This is a genomic window from Marinobacter persicus, from assembly GCF_900114155.1.
Lineage (GTDB): Bacteria > Pseudomonadota > Gammaproteobacteria > Pseudomonadales > Oleiphilaceae > Marinobacter > Marinobacter persicus.
Map to the genome: position 1 here is coordinate 1 of NZ_FOSC01000015.1, position 16,576 is coordinate 16,576.

Genomic DNA, 16,576 nt, shown 5'->3' on the forward strand with positions numbered 1-16,576 from the left:
CAGAGCAGCGGTCAGAGTGGTTTTACCATGGTCAACGTGACCGATGGTGCCCACGTTCAAGTGCGGTTTACTACGCTCAAATTTTTCTTTAGACACGGTTACACCTCTTCCTGTTTCTTAAATTCTGGGGATCAACCCTGTTTAATGATCGCATCGGCAATGTTCGAAGGAGCTTCGGAATAACCGGCAAACTCCATCGCGTATGACGCCCGGCCCTGAGTTGCAGAACGCAGGTCGGTGGCGTAACCAAACATCTCCGACAACGGAACTTCGGCGCGGATAGCCTTGCCCGCAGGCACGTCTTCCATGCCCTGGACCAGGCCGCGACGACGGTTCAGGTCGCCTACGACATCACCCATGTAGTCTTCCGGGGTGATGACTTCAACCTTCATCATCGGCTCCAACAGTGCCGGATTCGCTTCCAGAGCGCCTTTCTTCATTGCCATGGAGCCGGCAACCTTAAAGGCCATCTCGTTGGAATCCACATCGTGATAGGAACCGTCATACAGGGTTGCCTTGATGCGCAGCAGCGGATAACCGGCCAGACAGCCGTTCTGCATCTGCTCTTCAATACCCTGCTGAACCGCCGGGATGTATTCCTTCGGAACCACACCACCAACGATCTCATTCACGAAGATAAAGTTTTCGCCATCTTCATCATCCAGCGGCAGCGGCTCGAGCTTCAGCTTGACGTGACCATACTGACCACGACCGCCGGACTGACGAACAAACTTGCCTTCAACATCCACGGCCTTGCGGATGCACTCACGGTAAGCCACCTGCGGTTTACCGATGTTCGCTTCCACCTTGAACTCACGCTTCATGCGGTCAACGATGATGTCCAGGTGCAGCTCACCCATACCGGAGATGATGGTCTGACCGGACTCTTCATCGGTGCGAACACGGAAAGACGGATCTTCCTGGGCGAGCTTGCCCAGCGCCACACCCATCTTTTCCTGGTCGGCCTTGGATTTCGGCTCAACCGCAACGGAGATAACCGGCTCGGGGAATTCCATACGCTCGAGAACGATCTTGTGGTTCTCGTCACACAGAGTGTCACCGGTGGTCACGTTCTTCAGGCCGATGGCAGCGGCGATGTCGCCGGCCAGCACTTCTTTGATCTCTTCACGGTCATTGGCGTGCATCTGAACCATACGGCCCACACGCTCTTTCTTGCCCTTAACCGAGTTAAAGACAGCGTTACCGCTTTCCAGCTTACCGGAGTAAACACGGAAGAAGGTCAGAGTACCCACGAAAGGGTCAGTCGCGATTTTGAACGCCAGAGCGGCGAACGGAGCGTCGTCATCGACCGGACGGGTTTCTTCGGTACCTTCGTCATCAACTTCACCGGTAATCGCCTTGACTTCGTCCGGCGCCGGCAGGAATTCGATGACGGTATCCAGAGCAGCCTGAACGCCTTTGTTCTTGAAGGCGGAGCCACAGGTAGCCAGGACGATTTCGTTGGCAATGGTACGCTGACGCAGACCGGCCTTGATTTCGTCGATGGTCAGCTCGCCCTCTTCGAGGTACTTGTCCATCAGCTCTTCGTTGGCTTCGGCGGCAGCCTCAACCATCTCTTCGTAGGCCGCCTCGGCCTCGTCCTTCATCGACTCGGGAATGTCCTTGGTTTCGTAGGTCATGCCCATGTCGGCGTCGTTCCAGTAGATGGCCTTCATGCGAAGCAGGTCAACCACACCCTCGAACTCGTCTTCAGCGCCGATCGGCAGCTGAATGGGGATGGTGGTCGCACCCAGGCGATCACGAATCTGGTTAACAACACGCATGAAGTCAGCGCCTGCACGGTCCATCTTGTTGACGAACACCATGCGCGGAACTTCGTACTTGTTGGCCTGGCGCCAAACAGTCTCGGACTGCGGCTCTACACCAGAGGACGCACAGAACACCACGACCGCACCATCGAGAACACGCAGGGAACGCTCAACTTCGATGGTGAAGTCAACGTGTCCCGGGGTGTCGATGATGTTGATCCGGTGCTCAGGATACTGCTTGTCCATACCCTGCCAGAAGGTGGTAACAGCCGCGGAGGTAATGGTGATACCACGCTCCTGCTCCTGCGCCATCCAGTCAGTAGTGGATGCGCCATCATGGGTTTCACCCATCTTATGGCTACGACCGGTGTAGTACAGGATACGTTCGGTCGTGGTGGTCTTGCCCGCATCCACGTGCGCACAGATACCAATGTTTCTGTAACGTTTGATCGGAGTCTTGCGTGCCACGATATAAACCTCGGCTGTTTAGAAACGGAAGTGAGAGAATGCCTTGTTGGCGTCGGCCATGCGATGCACGTCTTCGCGCTTCTTCACAGCGGAACCTTTGCTGTCGGCGGCGTCCAGAATTTCGCCAGCCAGACGCTGAGCCATGCTTTTCTCACCGCGCTTCCGTGAAAATTCTACGAGCCAGCGCATGGCCAGCGCGTTCTGACGGGAAGGCCGTACTTCTACCGGCACCTGGTAGGTGGCACCACCAACACGGCGGGATTTAACTTCCACCATCGGCTGGATGTTTTCCAGGGCCTTTTCGAACATGTCGATCGGCTCTTCCTTGGATTTTTCGGCAACAATGTCGAGCGCGCCATAAACAATGCGCTCTGCAACGGATTTCTTGCCGCTTTCCATCACGTGGTTGATGAACTTGGCAAGACGTGCACTGCCGAATTTCGGATCCGGGATAATTTCCCGTTTTGCTGCAACTCTTCTTCTAGGCATCGATAAGCCCTTATATATCTAAAAGGTCTTCAGGAACCCCTGAGATAGCATATCTGCTACTCAGCCTTACTCTTACCGTTCTGACAAGCAACGATAAAAGACACCCGTGCGGGACATCAGGACTTGGGTCGTTTTGCACCGTACTTGGAGCGGCCCTGCTTACGGTTCTGCACACCCTGGGTGTCCAAAGTACCGCGAACAGTGTGATAGCGCACACCCGGCAAGTCTTTTACTCGACCGCCGCGGATCAGCACAACACTGTGCTCCTGAAGGTTGTGACCTTCACCACCAATGTATGAGGAAACCTCGTAGCCGTTGGTCAGACGAACACGGCACACTTTACGCAGTGCTGAGTTCGGCTTCTTCGGCGTTGTGGTGTACACACGAGTGCACACACCACGGCGCTGCGGGCAGGCCTGCAGAGCAGGTACATCGCTCTTGGCTGCCTTGCGCTTACGAGGCTTACGCACCAACTGATTAATCGTTGCCATGTAAGCAAACTCCAAAAAAAGCTATTCCAATGAAACTTACCCCCAGTGAAGGGGGTAAAATTTAAGGGACGCAAGTTTAAGCCTGCGTCCCGGGTCAGTCAAGCTGACTGATCTCTTTTTAACCACCTTGCGGATAGGTATCTACCCGCAGGGTGGTTACGCCCAACTCAGCTTTCGCGGTTGAGTTCGGCGCTCAGCGCTTCTTCGACATCCGCCGCAGTCACGCCCTGCTCTTCCAGTTCACGCTTGCGGCGGCGCTCGTTGTGATACGCCAGACCGGTACCGGCCGGGATCAGGCGACCCACCACCACGTTTTCTTTCAGCCCGCGCAGGTAATCGCGCTTGCCGTTGACCGCGCCTTCGGTCAGAACCCGCGTGGTCTCCTGGAACGAGGCCGCGGAAATGAACGACTCGGTAGCCAGGGACGCCTTGGTGATACCCAACAGCAAACGCTGGTACTTCGCCGGTTCCTTGTCAGCCGCTTCGGCACGTTCGTTTTCTTCCAGAACCTGGGTGATTTCCACCTGGTCGCCGGACAGCAGCGTGGTGTCGCCCGGATCGGTGATTTCCACTTTGCGCAGCATCTGACGAACGATAACCTCGATGTGTTTATCGTTGATGACAACACCCTGCAAGCGGTACACGTCCTGGATCTCGTTGGTGATGTACTTGGCCAGTTCCACCACACCCAGCAGACGCAGAATGTCATGCGGGTTGGACGGACCGTCGGAGATCACCTCGCCCTTCTCAACGGTTTCACCTTCGAACACGTTGAGCTGACGATGCTTCGGAATCAGCACCTCATACGGATCGCCGTCACGCGGCGTGATCACCAGACGCTTCTTGCCCTTGGTTTCTTTACCGAAGGACACCACACCACTGGTCTCCGCCAGGATGGACGACTCTTTCGGACGACGGGCCTCGAACAGGTCGGCAACCCGGGGCAGACCACCGGTGATATCCCGTGTCTTGGAGCTTTCCTGCGGAATACGGGCAACCACGTCACCCAGCTCGACCTTGGCGCCGTTGGCCATGGTCACCAGCGCGTTGGCCGGCAGGAAGAACATGGCCGTGCCGCCACCCGGCAGCTCCACGTCGTTTCCGCTTTCGTCAACGAGCTGGATCGCCGGACGAATGTCCTTACCAGCGGCCGGACGATCCTTCGGATCGATCACTTCCATGGTGGACAGACCGGTGAGTTCGTCGGTCTGGGTGCGGACAGTAATGCCCTGGTCCATATGGACGAACTTCACGGTGCCTTCGGCTTCGGCGATGATCGGGTGAGTGTGCGGATCCCACTTGGCCACCACAACACCAGCTTCGACCTCGTCGCCGTTCTTGACCGACAGTACTGCACCATACGGCAGTTTGTACCACTCGCGCTCACGGCCCTGATCATCAGCGATGGCCAATGCGGAGGAGCGTGAAATAACAACCAGCGAACCGTCTTTCTTCTCGATCGACTTCAGGTTGTGCAGGCGTACGGTACCGCCGTGCTTAACCTGGATGTTGTCAACCGCAGAGGCCCGGCTTGCCGCACCACCAATGTGGAACGTACGCATGGTCAGCTGGGTACCCGGTTCACCGATGGACTGGGCTGCGATAACACCGACAGCCTCGCCCACGTTAACTTCGTGGCCACGGGCCAGGTCACGGCCGTAACACTTCGAACAGATACCGTAACGGGTGTCACAGGTGATCGCGGAGCGTACCCATACTTCGTCCACACCGGCACGTTCCAGGGTCTCAACGGCTTTCTCGTCCAGCAGGGTGCCGGCCGGAATCACCGCGTTTTCCTTGTCGATCGGCGTGAACGCGTCACGGGCGGTCACACGACCCAGTACACGGTCGCCCAGCGGTACAACCACGTCGCCGCCTTCGATGTGCGGCGTCATCAGCAGGCCTTCGTCGGTGCCACAGTCTTCTTCGGTCACCACCAGGTCCTGGGAGACGTCAACCAGACGACGGGTCAGGTAACCGGAGTTCGCGGTCTTCAGTGCGGTATCCGCCAGACCCTTACGGGCACCGTGGGTGGAGATGAAGTACTGGAGTACGTTCAGACCTTCACGGAAGTTCGCGGTGATCGGCGTTTCGATGATCGAGCCATCCGGCTTCGCCATCAGACCACGCATACCGGCCAGCTGACGGATCTGCGCGGGGGAACCCCGGGCGCCGGAGTCGGCCATCATGTACACGGAGTTGAACGACTCCTGCATCAGGTCTTCACCGTCTTCACCCTGAACCGGTTTGCCATCAGGACCAATCACCTGCTCCTGGGACAGACGCTCCATCATGGCCTTGGAGACCTTGTCGTTGGCGCGGGACCAGATATCGATGACCTTGTTGTACTTCTCGCCCTGGGTCAGCAGACCGGACGCGTACTGGTTTTCGATGTCCTTAACCTCGGCCGACGCCGCATCCACCATCTCGTATTTTTCCGGCGGAATCTCGAAATCGTTAAAGCCGATGGAGATGCCGGAAACGGTGGCATAGTGATAACCCATGTACATCAGCTGGTCAGCGAAGATAACCGTATCTTTCAGACCGGCGTCACGGTAACAGGTGTTGATCAGGTTGGAGATCGCTTTCTTCACCATCGGCTTGTTGATGATGTCGTACTCCAGGCCATCCGGCAGGATATCGAACAACAACGCACGGCCGACGGTGGTGTCCACGATCTTGTGAACCTCCACTTTTTCGCCCTGCTCATCGTAGGTGACCTGCTTGACACGCACCTTGACGATGGCCTGCAGATCGACCTTGCCGGCGCCATAGGCGCGGTGAGCTTCTTTTACATCGGCGAACACCATGCCCTCGCCCAGCGCACTCTTGCGCTCACGGGTCATGTAATACAGGCCGAGTACCACGTCCTGGGACGGCACGATGATCGGCTCACCGTTGGCCGGCGACAGCACGTTGTTGGTGGACATCATCAACGCACGGGCTTCAAGCTGGGCTTCCAGGGTCAGCGGCAGGTGCACCGCCATCTGGTCACCATCGAAGTCGGCGTTATAGGCCGCACACACCAGCGGGTGCAGCTGAATCGCCTTGCCTTCAATCAATACCGGTTCGAACGCCTGGATACCCAGACGGTGCAGGGTCGGCGCGCGGTTCAGCATGATCGGGTGCTCACGGATGACTTCGTCCAGGATATCCCAGACCACGCCTTCCTCACGCTCGACCATCTTCTTGGCGGCCTTGATGGTGGTCGCCAGGCCACGATGCTCAAGCTTGGAGAAAATAAACGGCTTGAACAGCTCCAGGGCCATCTTCTTGGGCAGACCACACTGATGCAGACGCAGGTACGGACCCACCACGATCACCGAACGACCGGAGTAATCCACACGCTTGCCCAGCAGGTTCTGACGGAAACGACCCTGCTTACCCTTGATCATGTCGGCCAAGGACTTCAGCGGACGCTTGTTGGTGCCGGTGATGGCACGGCCACGACGGCCGTTGTCCAGCAGTGCGTCCACGGATTCCTGCAGCATACGCTTTTCGTTACGCACGATGATGTCGGGCGCGTTCAGCTCCAGCAGGCGCTTCAGGCGGTTGTTCCGGTTGATCACGCGACGGTACAGGTCGTTCAGGTCGGAGGTGGCAAAGCGGCCACCGTCCAGCGGTACCAGCGGACGCAGGTCGGGCGGCAGGACCGGCAGAACGGTCATGATCATATCGCCCGGCTTGTTGCCGGAATACAGGAAGGCCTCAAGGATCTTCAGACGCTTGCTGAATTTCTTGATCTTGGTTTCGGAGTTGGTCTGCGGAATTTCTTCGCGCAGGGCATCCACCTCTTCCTGAATATCGATATTTTCCAGCAGTTCTTTCACCGCCTCGGCACCCATACGGGCGTCGAATTCGTCGCCGAACTCTTCCAGGGCTTCATAGTACTGCTCGTCGTTCAGCAGCTGGCCCTTTTCCAGGGTGGTCATGCCCGGATCGATGACGATAAAGGATTCGAAGTACAGGACCCGCTCGATGTCACGCAGGGTCATATCCAGCATCAGGCCGATGCGGGACGGCAGAGACTTCAGGAACCAGATGTGCGCGACCGGGCTGGCCAGCTCGATATGACCCATGCGATCACGGCGGACACTGGCCAGTGCAACTTCAACGCCGCACTTTTCACAGATCACACCGCGGTGCTTCAGGCGCTTGTATTTGCCGCACAGGCACTCGTAATCCTTGATCGGGCCGAAGATCTTGGCACAGAAAAGACCGTCACGCTCCGGCTTGAAGGTACGGTAGTTGATGGTCTCAGGCTTTTTCACTTCACCAAAAGACCAGGAGCGAATCATGTCAGGGGATGCGAGGCCAATGCGGATGGCATCGAATTCCTTGCTCTGATTCTGGCTCTTGAGAAGATTCAGCAAATCTTTCATCAGTAAAAGCTCCGGATGGCGTTAATCTCGGGCGGGCACACGAGGTGCCCGCTCACGCTGCCAAAAAAATTCGGCTCACTCGGATTCCAGCTCGATGTCGATACCCAACGAGCGGATTTCCTTGACAAGAACGTTGAAGGACTCGGGCATGCCCGGCTCCATGCGATGATCGCCATCGACAATGTTCTTGTACATTTTGGTCCGGCCGTTGACGTCGTCCGACTTGACGGTGAGCATTTCCTGCAGGGTATAGGCGGCGCCGTACGCCTCCAATGCCCAGACTTCCATCTCACCGAAGCGCTGGCCACCGAACTGAGCCTTACCACCCAACGGCTGCTGGGTAACCAGGCTGTAAGAGCCGGTGGAACGAGCGTGCATCTTGTCATCGATCAAGTGGTTCAGCTTGAGGATGTACATGTAGCCCACGGTTACCGGACGGTCAAACGCATCGCCGGTGCGGCCGTCGTACAGTGTGACCTGACCACTGGTATCCAGATCGGCCAGCTCCAGCATGTGTTTGACTTCACGCTCTTGCGCGCCGTCGAACACCGGCGTTGCCATCGGCACACCGTCACGCAGGTTGTTGCACAGCTCGAGGATCTCCTGATCAGACAGGGAGTCCAGATCAACCTTGAACACTTCGTCCGAGTGATTGTAGATCTTGTCGAGCAGCTCACGCAGCTCGGCGACCTTGCGCTGCTCTTCGAGCATGCGGCTGATCTTGTCGCCCAGGCCCTTGGCAGCCATACCCAGATGGGTTTCCAGTACCTGACCAACGTTCATCCGCGACGGTACACCCAGCGGGTTGAGGACCACATCTACCGTCACGCCGTGCTCATCGTGCGGCATATCCTCGATCGGCATAACCGCAGAAATAACACCCTTGTTACCGTGACGACCGGCCATCTTGTCACCCGGCTGGATGCGACGTTTTATCGCCAGGTACACCTTGACGATTTTCAGTACGCCCGGCGCCAGGTCGTCGCCCTGCTGGAGTTTGCCCTTCTTGTCTTCGAAGCGCGCTTCGTGCTCTTTCTTGCGCTCTTCCAGACCCTGCTCGGATTTCTCCAGCAGCTCGTTCAGGGCCTCGTCCTTCATGCGAAGCTTGAACCAGTCGGCGCGCGGGAGTTCGGCCAGATAAGCTTCGTCGAGCTTACTGCCTTTCTTCACACCGCCCGGACCGCTGATCACTTCCTGGCCTTTCAGGGCCGCCATCAGTCGTTCAAAAGTGGCGCCTTCGACGATCCGGTATTCGTCTTTCAGGTCCTTGCGGTATTTATCGAGCTGTTCTTTCTCGATCGACAAGGCCCGGGCATCTTTTTCAATACCGTCGCGGGTAAAGACCTGTACGTCGATGACGGTGCCCCGGGTACCCGTGGGTACACGCTGGGAGGTGTCCTTAACATCGGACGCCTTCTCACCGAAGATGGCACGCAGAAGCTTCTCCTCCGGTGTCAGCTGGGTTTCGCCCTTCGGCGTCACCTTACCCACCAGAATGTCACCCGGGCCAACTTCCGCGCCAATGTAAACCACACCGGACTCATCCAGCTTGGACAGCGCACTTTCACCCACGTTCGGGATATCGGACGTAATTTCTTCGCTGCCGAGCTTGGTGTCACGGGCCACACAGGTCAGTTCCTGGATGTGGATCGTGGTCAGACGGTCTTCCTGAACCACCTTCTCGGAGATCAGGATGGAATCCTCGAAGTTGTAGCCGTTCCAGGGCATGAACGCGATGCGCATGTTCTGGCCCAGGGCCAGCTCACCGAGGTCCACGGACGGGCCATCGGCCAGAACGTCACCACGGGCAATCACATCACCTTCGCGTACGATCGAACGCTGGTTGATACAGGTGTTCTGGTTCGAACGGGTGTATTTGGTGAGGTTGTAGATATCCACACCGGCGTCACCCGCTTCGGTTTCCGCGTCATTAACACGCACCACGATGCGCGCTGCGTCCACGCTCTCGATAACACCGCCGCGGTTGGCGGTCACGCACACACCGGAATCCTGGGCTACCGTGCGCTCAACACCGGTACCCACCAACGGCACCTGCGCCTTCAGCGTCGGCACTGCCTGACGCTGCATGTTCGCGCCCATCAGTGCGCGGTTAGCATCGTCGTGCTCAAGGAACGGAATCAATGAGGCCGCAACAGACACAACCTGGCGCGGCGACACGTCCATGAAGTTAACGGCTTCCGGCGGCGCAACAGTAAATTCGTTCAGGTGACGAACGGTTACCAGCTCGTCGGTGAGGCGCTTGTTCTCGTCGGTTTCTGCGCTGGCCTGTGCGATGATGTAGTTGCTCTCTTCAATGGCGGAGAGGTAAACCACTTCATCGGTAACCACGCCATCAACCACCTTCCGGTACGGGCTTTCCAGGAAGCCGTAGGAGTTGGAGCGGGCATAGGTCGCCAACGAGTTGATCAGACCGATGTTCGGACCTTCCGGAGTCTCGATCGGGCACACACGGCCATAGTGGGTCGGGTGTACGTCACGAACCTCGAAGCCGGCACGCTCACGGGTCAGGCCACCTGGCCCGAGCGCGGAGATACGGCGCTTGTGAGTCACCTCGGACAGCGGGTTGTTCTGGTCCATGAACTGCGACAGCTGACTGGAGCCGAAGAACTCTTTAACCGCTGCAGCCACCGGCTTGGCGTTGATCAGGTCCTGCGGCATCAGGCCTTCGCTTTCGGCCAGGCTCAGACGCTCGCGCACGGCACGCTCAACACGCACAAGACCAACACGGAACTGGTTTTCCGCCATTTCACCCACGCAACGCACACGACGGTTGCCCAGGTTATCAATGTCGTCCACCTGCCCCTGGCCATTACGAATGGCAATCAGGGTTTTGAGAACATCAATGATGTCTTCGTGAGTCAGCGTACCTTCGCCGGTGCTCTCTTCGCGACCCAGACGACGGTTCAGCTTCATGCGGCCGACTGACGACAGGTCATAGCGCTCCTCGGAGAAGAACAGGTTGTTAAACAGGTTCTCCGCGGATTCCTTGGTGGGCGGCTCGCCCGGGCGCATCATGCGGTAGATTTCAACCAACGCTTCCAGCGGCGTGCGGGTCGGGTCGATACGCAGGGTATCGGACATGAACGGGCCGCAGTCCAGATCGTTGGTGTACAGGGTTTCAATATCAGTAACACCGGCGTCCAGAATCTTCTGAACGACTTCTTCGGTAAGCTCGGTATTACATTCGACCAGCACCTCACCGGTGGCCTGGTCAATCATGTCCTTGGCCAGTACCCGGCCATACAGGTATTCGGTCGGCACTTCCAGTTCGCTGATGCCGGCCTTTTCCAGCTGCTTGATATGGCGCGCGGTAACACGACGGCCTTCTTCGACGATGACGTTGCCTTCCTGATCCTTGATATCAAAAGTGGCAATATCACCGCGCAGACGGCTGGGCACCAGCTCGAGCTTGCACTTTTCCTCGCCCAGCGCAAACTTGGACGTGTCGAAGAACATTTCCAGCATCTGCTCGGAGGTGTAGCCCAAACCTCGCAGCAGAATACTCGCCGGTAGTTTACGGCGACGGTCGATACGCACAAACACACTGTCCTTCGGATCGAACTCGAAGTCGAGCCAGGAACCACGGTAAGGAATCACCCGGGCTGAATACAGCAGCTTGCCGGACGAATGCGTTTTGCCCTTGTCGTGATCGAAGAACACGCCAGGTGAACGATGCAGCTGGGAAACAATAACTCGTTCGGTACCGTTGATAACGAAGGTACCGTTTTCAGTCATCAGGGGCATTTCGCCCATGTAGACTTCTTGTTCCTTGATGTCCTTGATCGCCTTGTTGGACGAGTCCTTGTCATAAATGATAAGGCGGACTTTTACCCGCAGCGGCGCGGCGTAGGTAACGCCCCTGAGCTGACATTCCTTGACATCAAACACTGGCTCGCCAATTCGGTAGCTCACATACTCGAGCGCGGCGTTGCCAGAGTAACTGACAATCGGGAATACGGATTTGAAGGCTGCGTGAAGACCGGTTTCCCGGCGGTCCTCAGGAGCGGCTTCCATTTGCAGGAAGTCCCGGAACGAATTCAGCTGTATAGACAGCAAATAGGGGACGTCCATCACGGAAGGCAATTTACTAAAGTCTTTGCGAATCCGCTTTTTCTCAGTATAGGAGTAAGTCATCTGCATTCCCCAGCGTTAGACCTGATACCTGGTATCAAGAAGCAATAAATGTTCTGCTTCGGGGCCGAATTGCTCGGCATATCGCGCCGTCTTGAATAAGACTCTGGCTGTAGGTTATAGAACTGACAACAACCTTTATTGCTCACCAGACTCTATAGCATATACAACAGAAAAAGGCCGGTGGCCCTGAGCCACCAGCCTGTCCATGCTTATCGCACGGTGTCGATCAACAGCCGACTCTTACTTAAGCTCAACAGAAGCGCCTGCTTCCTCAAGCTTGGTCTTGGCTGCTTCGGCGTCTTCCTTGGAAGCACCTTCTTTAACGGTAGACGGAGCGCCGTCAACCATTTCCTTCGCTTCTTTCAGACCCAGGCCAGTCAGTTCACGAACGGCCTTGATTACGTTGACCTTCTTCTCACCCGGACCGGTCAGAACAACGTCAAATTCAGTCTGTTCTTCAGCAGCGGCAGCTTCGCCACCGGCAGCAGCCGGAGCAGCAGCAACAGCAGCTTCAGCAGAAACGTTAAACTTCTCTTCCATTGCTTCAACGAGCTCAACAACTTCCATTACGCTCATTTCAGCAATTGCATTCAAAATATCGTCTTTAGACAGAGCCATGATGACTTTCTCCCAAAAATAAAAAAATGGTTTTCAACGGAATCAAGCAGCGTCGCGCTTCTCGTCCCGGACTGCAGCTACAACACGCGTAATCCGTCCCGGAATATCGTTCAGGCTGCGTACGAGCTTGGTAACTGGTGCCTGTGTAACAACGGCCAGCTTGGTCAACGCTTCGTGCAGCGTCGGCAGCTTGGCAAGGCGATCGATCTGTTCTGCGCCCATCAGCTCACCGCCGACAGCCAGACCCTTGATCTCGAAAGCCTCTTTCTCTTTGGCAAAATCCTTCAACAGGCGCGCGGCGGCACCCGGATCTTCCATAGAGAACGCCAGAATGGTCGGGCCAACCAGAGCTTCTTCGATGCACTCGTACTCGGTACCTTTGATGGCAATCTTCGCCAGGTTGTTACGAACAACCTTCAGGCGAACATTTTCGGCACGAGCCTTGGCACGAAGTGCGGTCATGTCACCGGAGGTGACACCGCGGTAATCAGCCAAAACCACAGACAGAGCAGTACCAGCAGTCTCGTTGACTTCAGCGACGATCGCCTTCTTGTCTTCGAGTCTAATTGCCACTGGTTTTCTCCTCGATTTCGCCGACATTTGCCGGCAAACCCATTATTGCTCCTTGCGGAGCGCCTTACGGTGTTTGGGTTCAGAGAGAACGTCTTCACACCGTCTGCGCAGGCATTTCTTTAACCCCTCTGGCTCCCGCAAAGCGGGAGCCTGGGGGCCTGCGGTCTTTGACAGCCTTGGCTTCCGCCATGACTACAAAGTAACTACCGATCAGACAATCAGATGCTCAGAGAGCCCTGATCGATAGTCAGGCCAGGACCCATGGTAGAAGAGATGCTGATCTTCTTCAGATAAACACCCTTCGACGATGAAGGCTTGGCCTTTTTCAGGTCTGCGATCAGAGCTTCAAGGTTTTCCTTGATGTTCTGGGCAGAGAATTCAACGTTACCCAGCGGGGCGTGGATAATGCCGTTCTTATCAGTGCGGTAGCGAACCTGGCCCGCCTTGGCATTCTTGACGGCGGTCTCAACGTCCGGCGTTACAGTACCTACCTTCGGGTTCGGCATCAGGCCACGGGGACCCAGGATCTGGCCCAGCTGCCCGACAACACGCATGGCATCGGGAGTGGCGATAACCACGTCGAAGTCCATGTTGCCTTTCTTGACTTCCGCTGCCAGGTCATCCATGCCGACCACATCCGCGCCAGCGGCGGTAGCTTTCTCGGCATTGGCGCCCTGGGTAAACACAGCAACGCGGACGTTCTTGCCGGTGCCATGGGGCAGGACAGTGCTGCTGCGAACCACCTGGTCGGATTTACGTGCATCCACGCCCAGGTTCACAGAAACGTCAACGGACTCTTTGAAGTTGACGTTCTGACCCAGCTCAACCAGCAGGTTGACAGCCTCGTCCACGGTATAGGCGCGGGTAGGCTCTACTTTTTCACGAATCAGCTTCTGACGCTTGCTCAGCTTCGCCATGTTAGAGGCCCTCCACGTTCAGGCCCATACTGCGGGCAGTACCGGCGATAGTGCGAACCGCTGCGTCCATGTCGGCGGCAGTCAGGTCCGGCTCTTTGGTCTTCACAATCTCTTCGAGCTGCTCACGGGTCACGCTGCCGACCTTGTCGGTATTCGGACGGCCAGAGCCACTCTTGATGCCCGCAGCCTTCTTCAGCAGAACCGCCGCCGGCGGAGTCTTGTTGATGAAGGTGAAACTACGGTCGCTATAAACAGTGATAACGGTCGGAATCGGCAGACCAGGCTCCATGTCCTGAGTCTTGGCGTTGAACGCCTTACAGAATTCCATGATGTTAACACCATGCTGACCCAGTGCCGGGCCAACGGGGGGACTCGGGTTGGCCTGACCGGCAGCAACCTGAAGCTTGATGTACGCTTCAATCTTCTTTGCCATGATAATGCTCCTATGGGTTCAAACGCCTTTCGGCTCCCCTCTGTTTAAACTGCTTAATGCAGACACAAAAAGCCCGCGACACCTCAGCGCGCGAGCTTTGCTTGCTTTTGGTCGCTTTACTCTTTTTCGACCTGACCAAACTCCAGTTCAACCGGAGTCGAACGGCCGAAGATCAGCACAGCCACCTTGACCCGACTCTTGTCGTAGTCAACTTCTTCCACAACGCCATTGAAATCAGCGAAGGGACCCTCGGTAACCCGGACAATTTCGCCAGGCTCGAACAGGGTTTTCGGTTTCGGCTTCTCGGCACCGCTTTCAACGCGACGCAGGATCGCATCCGCCTCACGCTCGGTAATCGGAGCTGGCTTGTCTTTCGTGCCACCGATAAAGCCGAGCACACGCGGCGTGTTTTTCACCAGGTGCCAGGTGGCATCGTCCATCTCCATCTGAACCAACACGTAGCCTGGATAAAACTTCCGCTCGCTCTTGCGCTTCTTCCCGTCGCGCATCTCGACGACTTCCTCGGTCGGGACCAGGATCTCGCCAAACTTATCTTCCATGCCCTCAAGAGCAACACGCTCTTTCAGAGTGCGCATCACATGCTTTTCAAAGCCAGAATACGCATGAACGACGTACCAGCGCTTAGCCATTGCACACTCCCGTTATCCGATGAATCCGGCGACCAGCCAACTGACCAGCGAATCCATACCCCACAAAATAAGCGCCACCACCAGAACGAACACCACAACAATCGCCGTGGTCTGAACCAGTTCCGGACGGGTTGGCCAAACAACTTTCCGGATCTCGACACGCGCTTCCTTCAGAAGCACAGCGAAACGCTGACCGCGACTGGTTTGCAGTGCCACAAAAGCCGCAACCAAACCCAACGCAACCAGTGCCAACACCCGATAAAGAATGGACTCAGCACTAAAATACTGGTTGCCGACAACACCGGCGGCAACCAGAACGAAAACAACCAGCCACTTCAGACTATCGAAACGGCTGGTTGATTGAACGGCTTTTGACTCCATGGGAATCAGCTTATGTATCCGGAAATTAAAAAATGGCAGGCCAGGAGGGAATCGAACCCCCAACCTGCGGTTTTGGAGACCGCTGCTCTGCCAATTGAGCTACTGGCCTGCACCGAAACTCAGTGCAACTTCAAAGAGTAACCCGGAGGTTACTCGATGATCTTGGAGACCACGCCGGCACCAACGGTACGGCCGCCTTCGCGAATCGCGAAGCGCAGGCCATCTTCCATGGCGATCGGGGCGATCAGGGTAACAGACATCTTCACGTTGTCACCCGGCATTACCATTTCCACGCCTTCCGGCAGTTCACAGGAACCGGTCACGTCAGTGGTACGGAAGTAGAACTGCGGACGGTAGCCTTTGAAGAACGGAGTGTGACGACCGCCTTCGTCTTTGGCCAGCACGTACACTTCGCACTCGAACTTGGTGTGCGGAGTGATGGAACCCGGCACAGCCAGTACCTGACCACGCTCAACGTCGTCACGCTTGGTGCCGCGCAGCAGCGCGCCGATGTTCTCACCCGCACGACCTTCGTCGAGCAGCTTGCGGAACATCTCAACACCGGTAACAACGGTCTTGACGGTGTCTTTGATACCAACGATTTCAACTTCGTCGCCAGTCTTGACGATACCGCGCTCAACACGGCCGGTTACAACGGTACCACGACCAGAGATGGAGAATACGTCCTCGATCGGCATCAGGAACGGCTGGTCAATCGCACGCTCCGGCTCCGGGATGTACTCGTCCAGAGCTTCTACCAGCTTCTTGACGGCAGTAGTACCCATTTCGTTGTCGTCCTTGCCTTCCAGCGCCATCAGCGCGGAACCGGTCACGATCGGAGTGTCGTCGCCCGGGAACTCGTACTGGCTCAGCAGGTCACGAACTTCCATCTCAACCAGCTCAAGCAGCTCTTCGTCATCGACCATGTCCGCTTTGTTCAGGAACACAACGATGTACGGTACGCCAACCTGACGGGACAGCAGGATGTGCTCACGAGTCTGCGGCATGGGGCCGTCAGCTGCGGAACAAACCAGGATCGCACCGTCCATCTGGGCGGCACCGGTGATCATGTTCTTCACATAGTCAGCGTGGCCCGGGCAGTCAACGTGCGCATAGTGGCGAGTCGGGGAATCGTACTCTACGTGGGAAGTCGCGATGGTAATACCACGCGCTTTCTCTTCCGGTGCGTTATCGATCTGGTCGAACGCACTGGCGGAACCTGTGCCCCAAACTTCGTGACAAACACGGGT

General features: G+C 56.7%; 13 protein-coding genes and 1 tRNA gene. All 14 read right to left on the minus strand.

The features are described from left to right. Window positions 1-96, minus strand: a 96-nt coding sequence (locus BMZ63_RS14495) for a GTP-binding protein (protein WP_218141257.1), incomplete at its 3' end; no start/stop codon positions are given. A gap of 35 nt (window positions 97-131) precedes the next feature. After that, window positions 132-2,237 (minus strand): elongation factor G, encoded by a 2,106-nt coding sequence (fusA, locus tag BMZ63_RS14500; RefSeq protein ID WP_091706618.1) that lies wholly within the window; start codon window positions 2,235-2,237, stop codon window positions 132-134. 18 nt (window positions 2,238-2,255) lie between these two features. Further along, window positions 2,256-2,726 (minus strand): 30S ribosomal protein S7, encoded by a 471-nt coding sequence (rpsG, locus tag BMZ63_RS14505; RefSeq protein ID WP_091706620.1) that lies wholly within the window; start codon window positions 2,724-2,726, stop codon window positions 2,256-2,258. A gap of 116 nt (window positions 2,727-2,842) precedes the next feature. Continuing rightward, complete coding sequence (gene rpsL / locus BMZ63_RS14510; RefSeq protein ID WP_007154021.1) at window positions 2,843-3,217, minus strand: 30S ribosomal protein S12; 375 nt, start codon at window positions 3,215-3,217, stop codon at window positions 2,843-2,845. 167 nt (window positions 3,218-3,384) lie between these two features. Then, window positions 3,385-7,599 (minus strand): DNA-directed RNA polymerase subunit beta', encoded by a 4,215-nt coding sequence (rpoC, locus tag BMZ63_RS14515; protein ID WP_091706622.1) that lies wholly within the window; start codon window positions 7,597-7,599, stop codon window positions 3,385-3,387. A 75-nt stretch (window positions 7,600-7,674) separates the two neighbouring features. After that, window positions 7,675-11,754, minus strand: coding sequence for a DNA-directed RNA polymerase subunit beta (gene rpoB, locus BMZ63_RS14520; RefSeq protein ID WP_091706624.1), 4,080 nt, complete (start codon window positions 11,752-11,754; stop codon window positions 7,675-7,677). 240 nt (window positions 11,755-11,994) lie between these two features. Further along, complete coding sequence (rplL, locus tag BMZ63_RS14525) at window positions 11,995-12,372, minus strand: 50S ribosomal protein L7/L12 (RefSeq protein ID WP_091706625.1); 378 nt, start codon at window positions 12,370-12,372, stop codon at window positions 11,995-11,997. A gap of 42 nt (window positions 12,373-12,414) precedes the next feature. Then, complete coding sequence (gene rplJ, locus BMZ63_RS14530) at window positions 12,415-12,945, minus strand: 50S ribosomal protein L10 (RefSeq protein ID WP_091706627.1); 531 nt, start codon at window positions 12,943-12,945, stop codon at window positions 12,415-12,417. Between the two features lie 218 nt (window positions 12,946-13,163). Next, complete coding sequence (gene rplA / locus BMZ63_RS14535) at window positions 13,164-13,862, minus strand: 50S ribosomal protein L1 (protein ID WP_091706628.1); 699 nt, start codon at window positions 13,860-13,862, stop codon at window positions 13,164-13,166. Window position 13,863: 1 nt separating this feature from the next. Next, window positions 13,864-14,295 (minus strand): 50S ribosomal protein L11, encoded by a 432-nt coding sequence (gene rplK, locus BMZ63_RS14540; protein WP_091706630.1) that lies wholly within the window; start codon window positions 14,293-14,295, stop codon window positions 13,864-13,866. Window positions 14,296-14,411: 116 nt separating this feature from the next. Next, window positions 14,412-14,945 carry a transcription termination/antitermination protein NusG gene (gene nusG, locus BMZ63_RS14545; protein WP_091706631.1) on the minus strand — a complete coding sequence of 178 codons (534 nt, stop codon included), beginning with the start codon at window positions 14,943-14,945 and terminating at the stop codon, window positions 14,412-14,414. A 12-nt stretch (window positions 14,946-14,957) separates the two neighbouring features. Further along, on the minus strand, window positions 14,958-15,326 hold the full coding sequence (gene secE, locus BMZ63_RS14550) for a preprotein translocase subunit SecE (protein ID WP_091706633.1): 369 nt from the start codon (window positions 15,324-15,326) through the stop codon (window positions 14,958-14,960). Between the two features lie 33 nt (window positions 15,327-15,359). After that, window positions 15,360-15,435, minus strand: a tRNA-Trp gene (locus tag BMZ63_RS14555). A 40-nt stretch (window positions 15,436-15,475) separates the two neighbouring features. Continuing rightward, window positions 15,476-16,576 (minus strand): elongation factor Tu (gene tuf, locus BMZ63_RS14560; RefSeq protein WP_091706635.1); only part of this gene is annotated, 1,101 nt, incomplete at its 5' end.

Coding starts and splice junctions, on each gene's coding strand:
- nusG (WP_091706631.1), bottom strand. CDS start 14,945: ATGGCTAAGCGCTGGTACGTCGTTCATGCGTATTCTGGCTTTGAAAAG.
- rpoB (WP_091706624.1), bottom strand. CDS start 11,754: ATGACTTACTCCTATACTGAGAAAAAGCGGATTCGCAAAGACTTTAGT.
- rplA (WP_091706628.1), bottom strand. CDS start 13,862: ATGGCGAAGCTGAGCAAGCGTCAGAAGCTGATTCGTGAAAAAGTAGAG.
- rpoC (WP_091706622.1), bottom strand. CDS start 7,599: ATGAAAGATTTGCTGAATCTTCTCAAGAGCCAGAATCAGAGCAAGGAA.
- rpsG (WP_091706620.1), bottom strand. CDS start 2,726: ATGCCTAGAAGAAGAGTTGCAGCAAAACGGGAAATTATCCCGGATCCG.
- rpsL (WP_007154021.1), bottom strand. CDS start 3,217: ATGGCAACGATTAATCAGTTGGTGCGTAAGCCTCGTAAGCGCAAGGCA.
- rplL (WP_091706625.1), bottom strand. CDS start 12,372: ATGGCTCTGTCTAAAGACGATATTTTGAATGCAATTGCTGAAATGAGC.
- rplK (WP_091706630.1), bottom strand. CDS start 14,295: ATGGCAAAGAAGATTGAAGCGTACATCAAGCTTCAGGTTGCTGCCGGT.
- secE (WP_091706633.1), bottom strand. CDS start 15,326: ATGGAGTCAAAAGCCGTTCAATCAACCAGCCGTTTCGATAGTCTGAAG.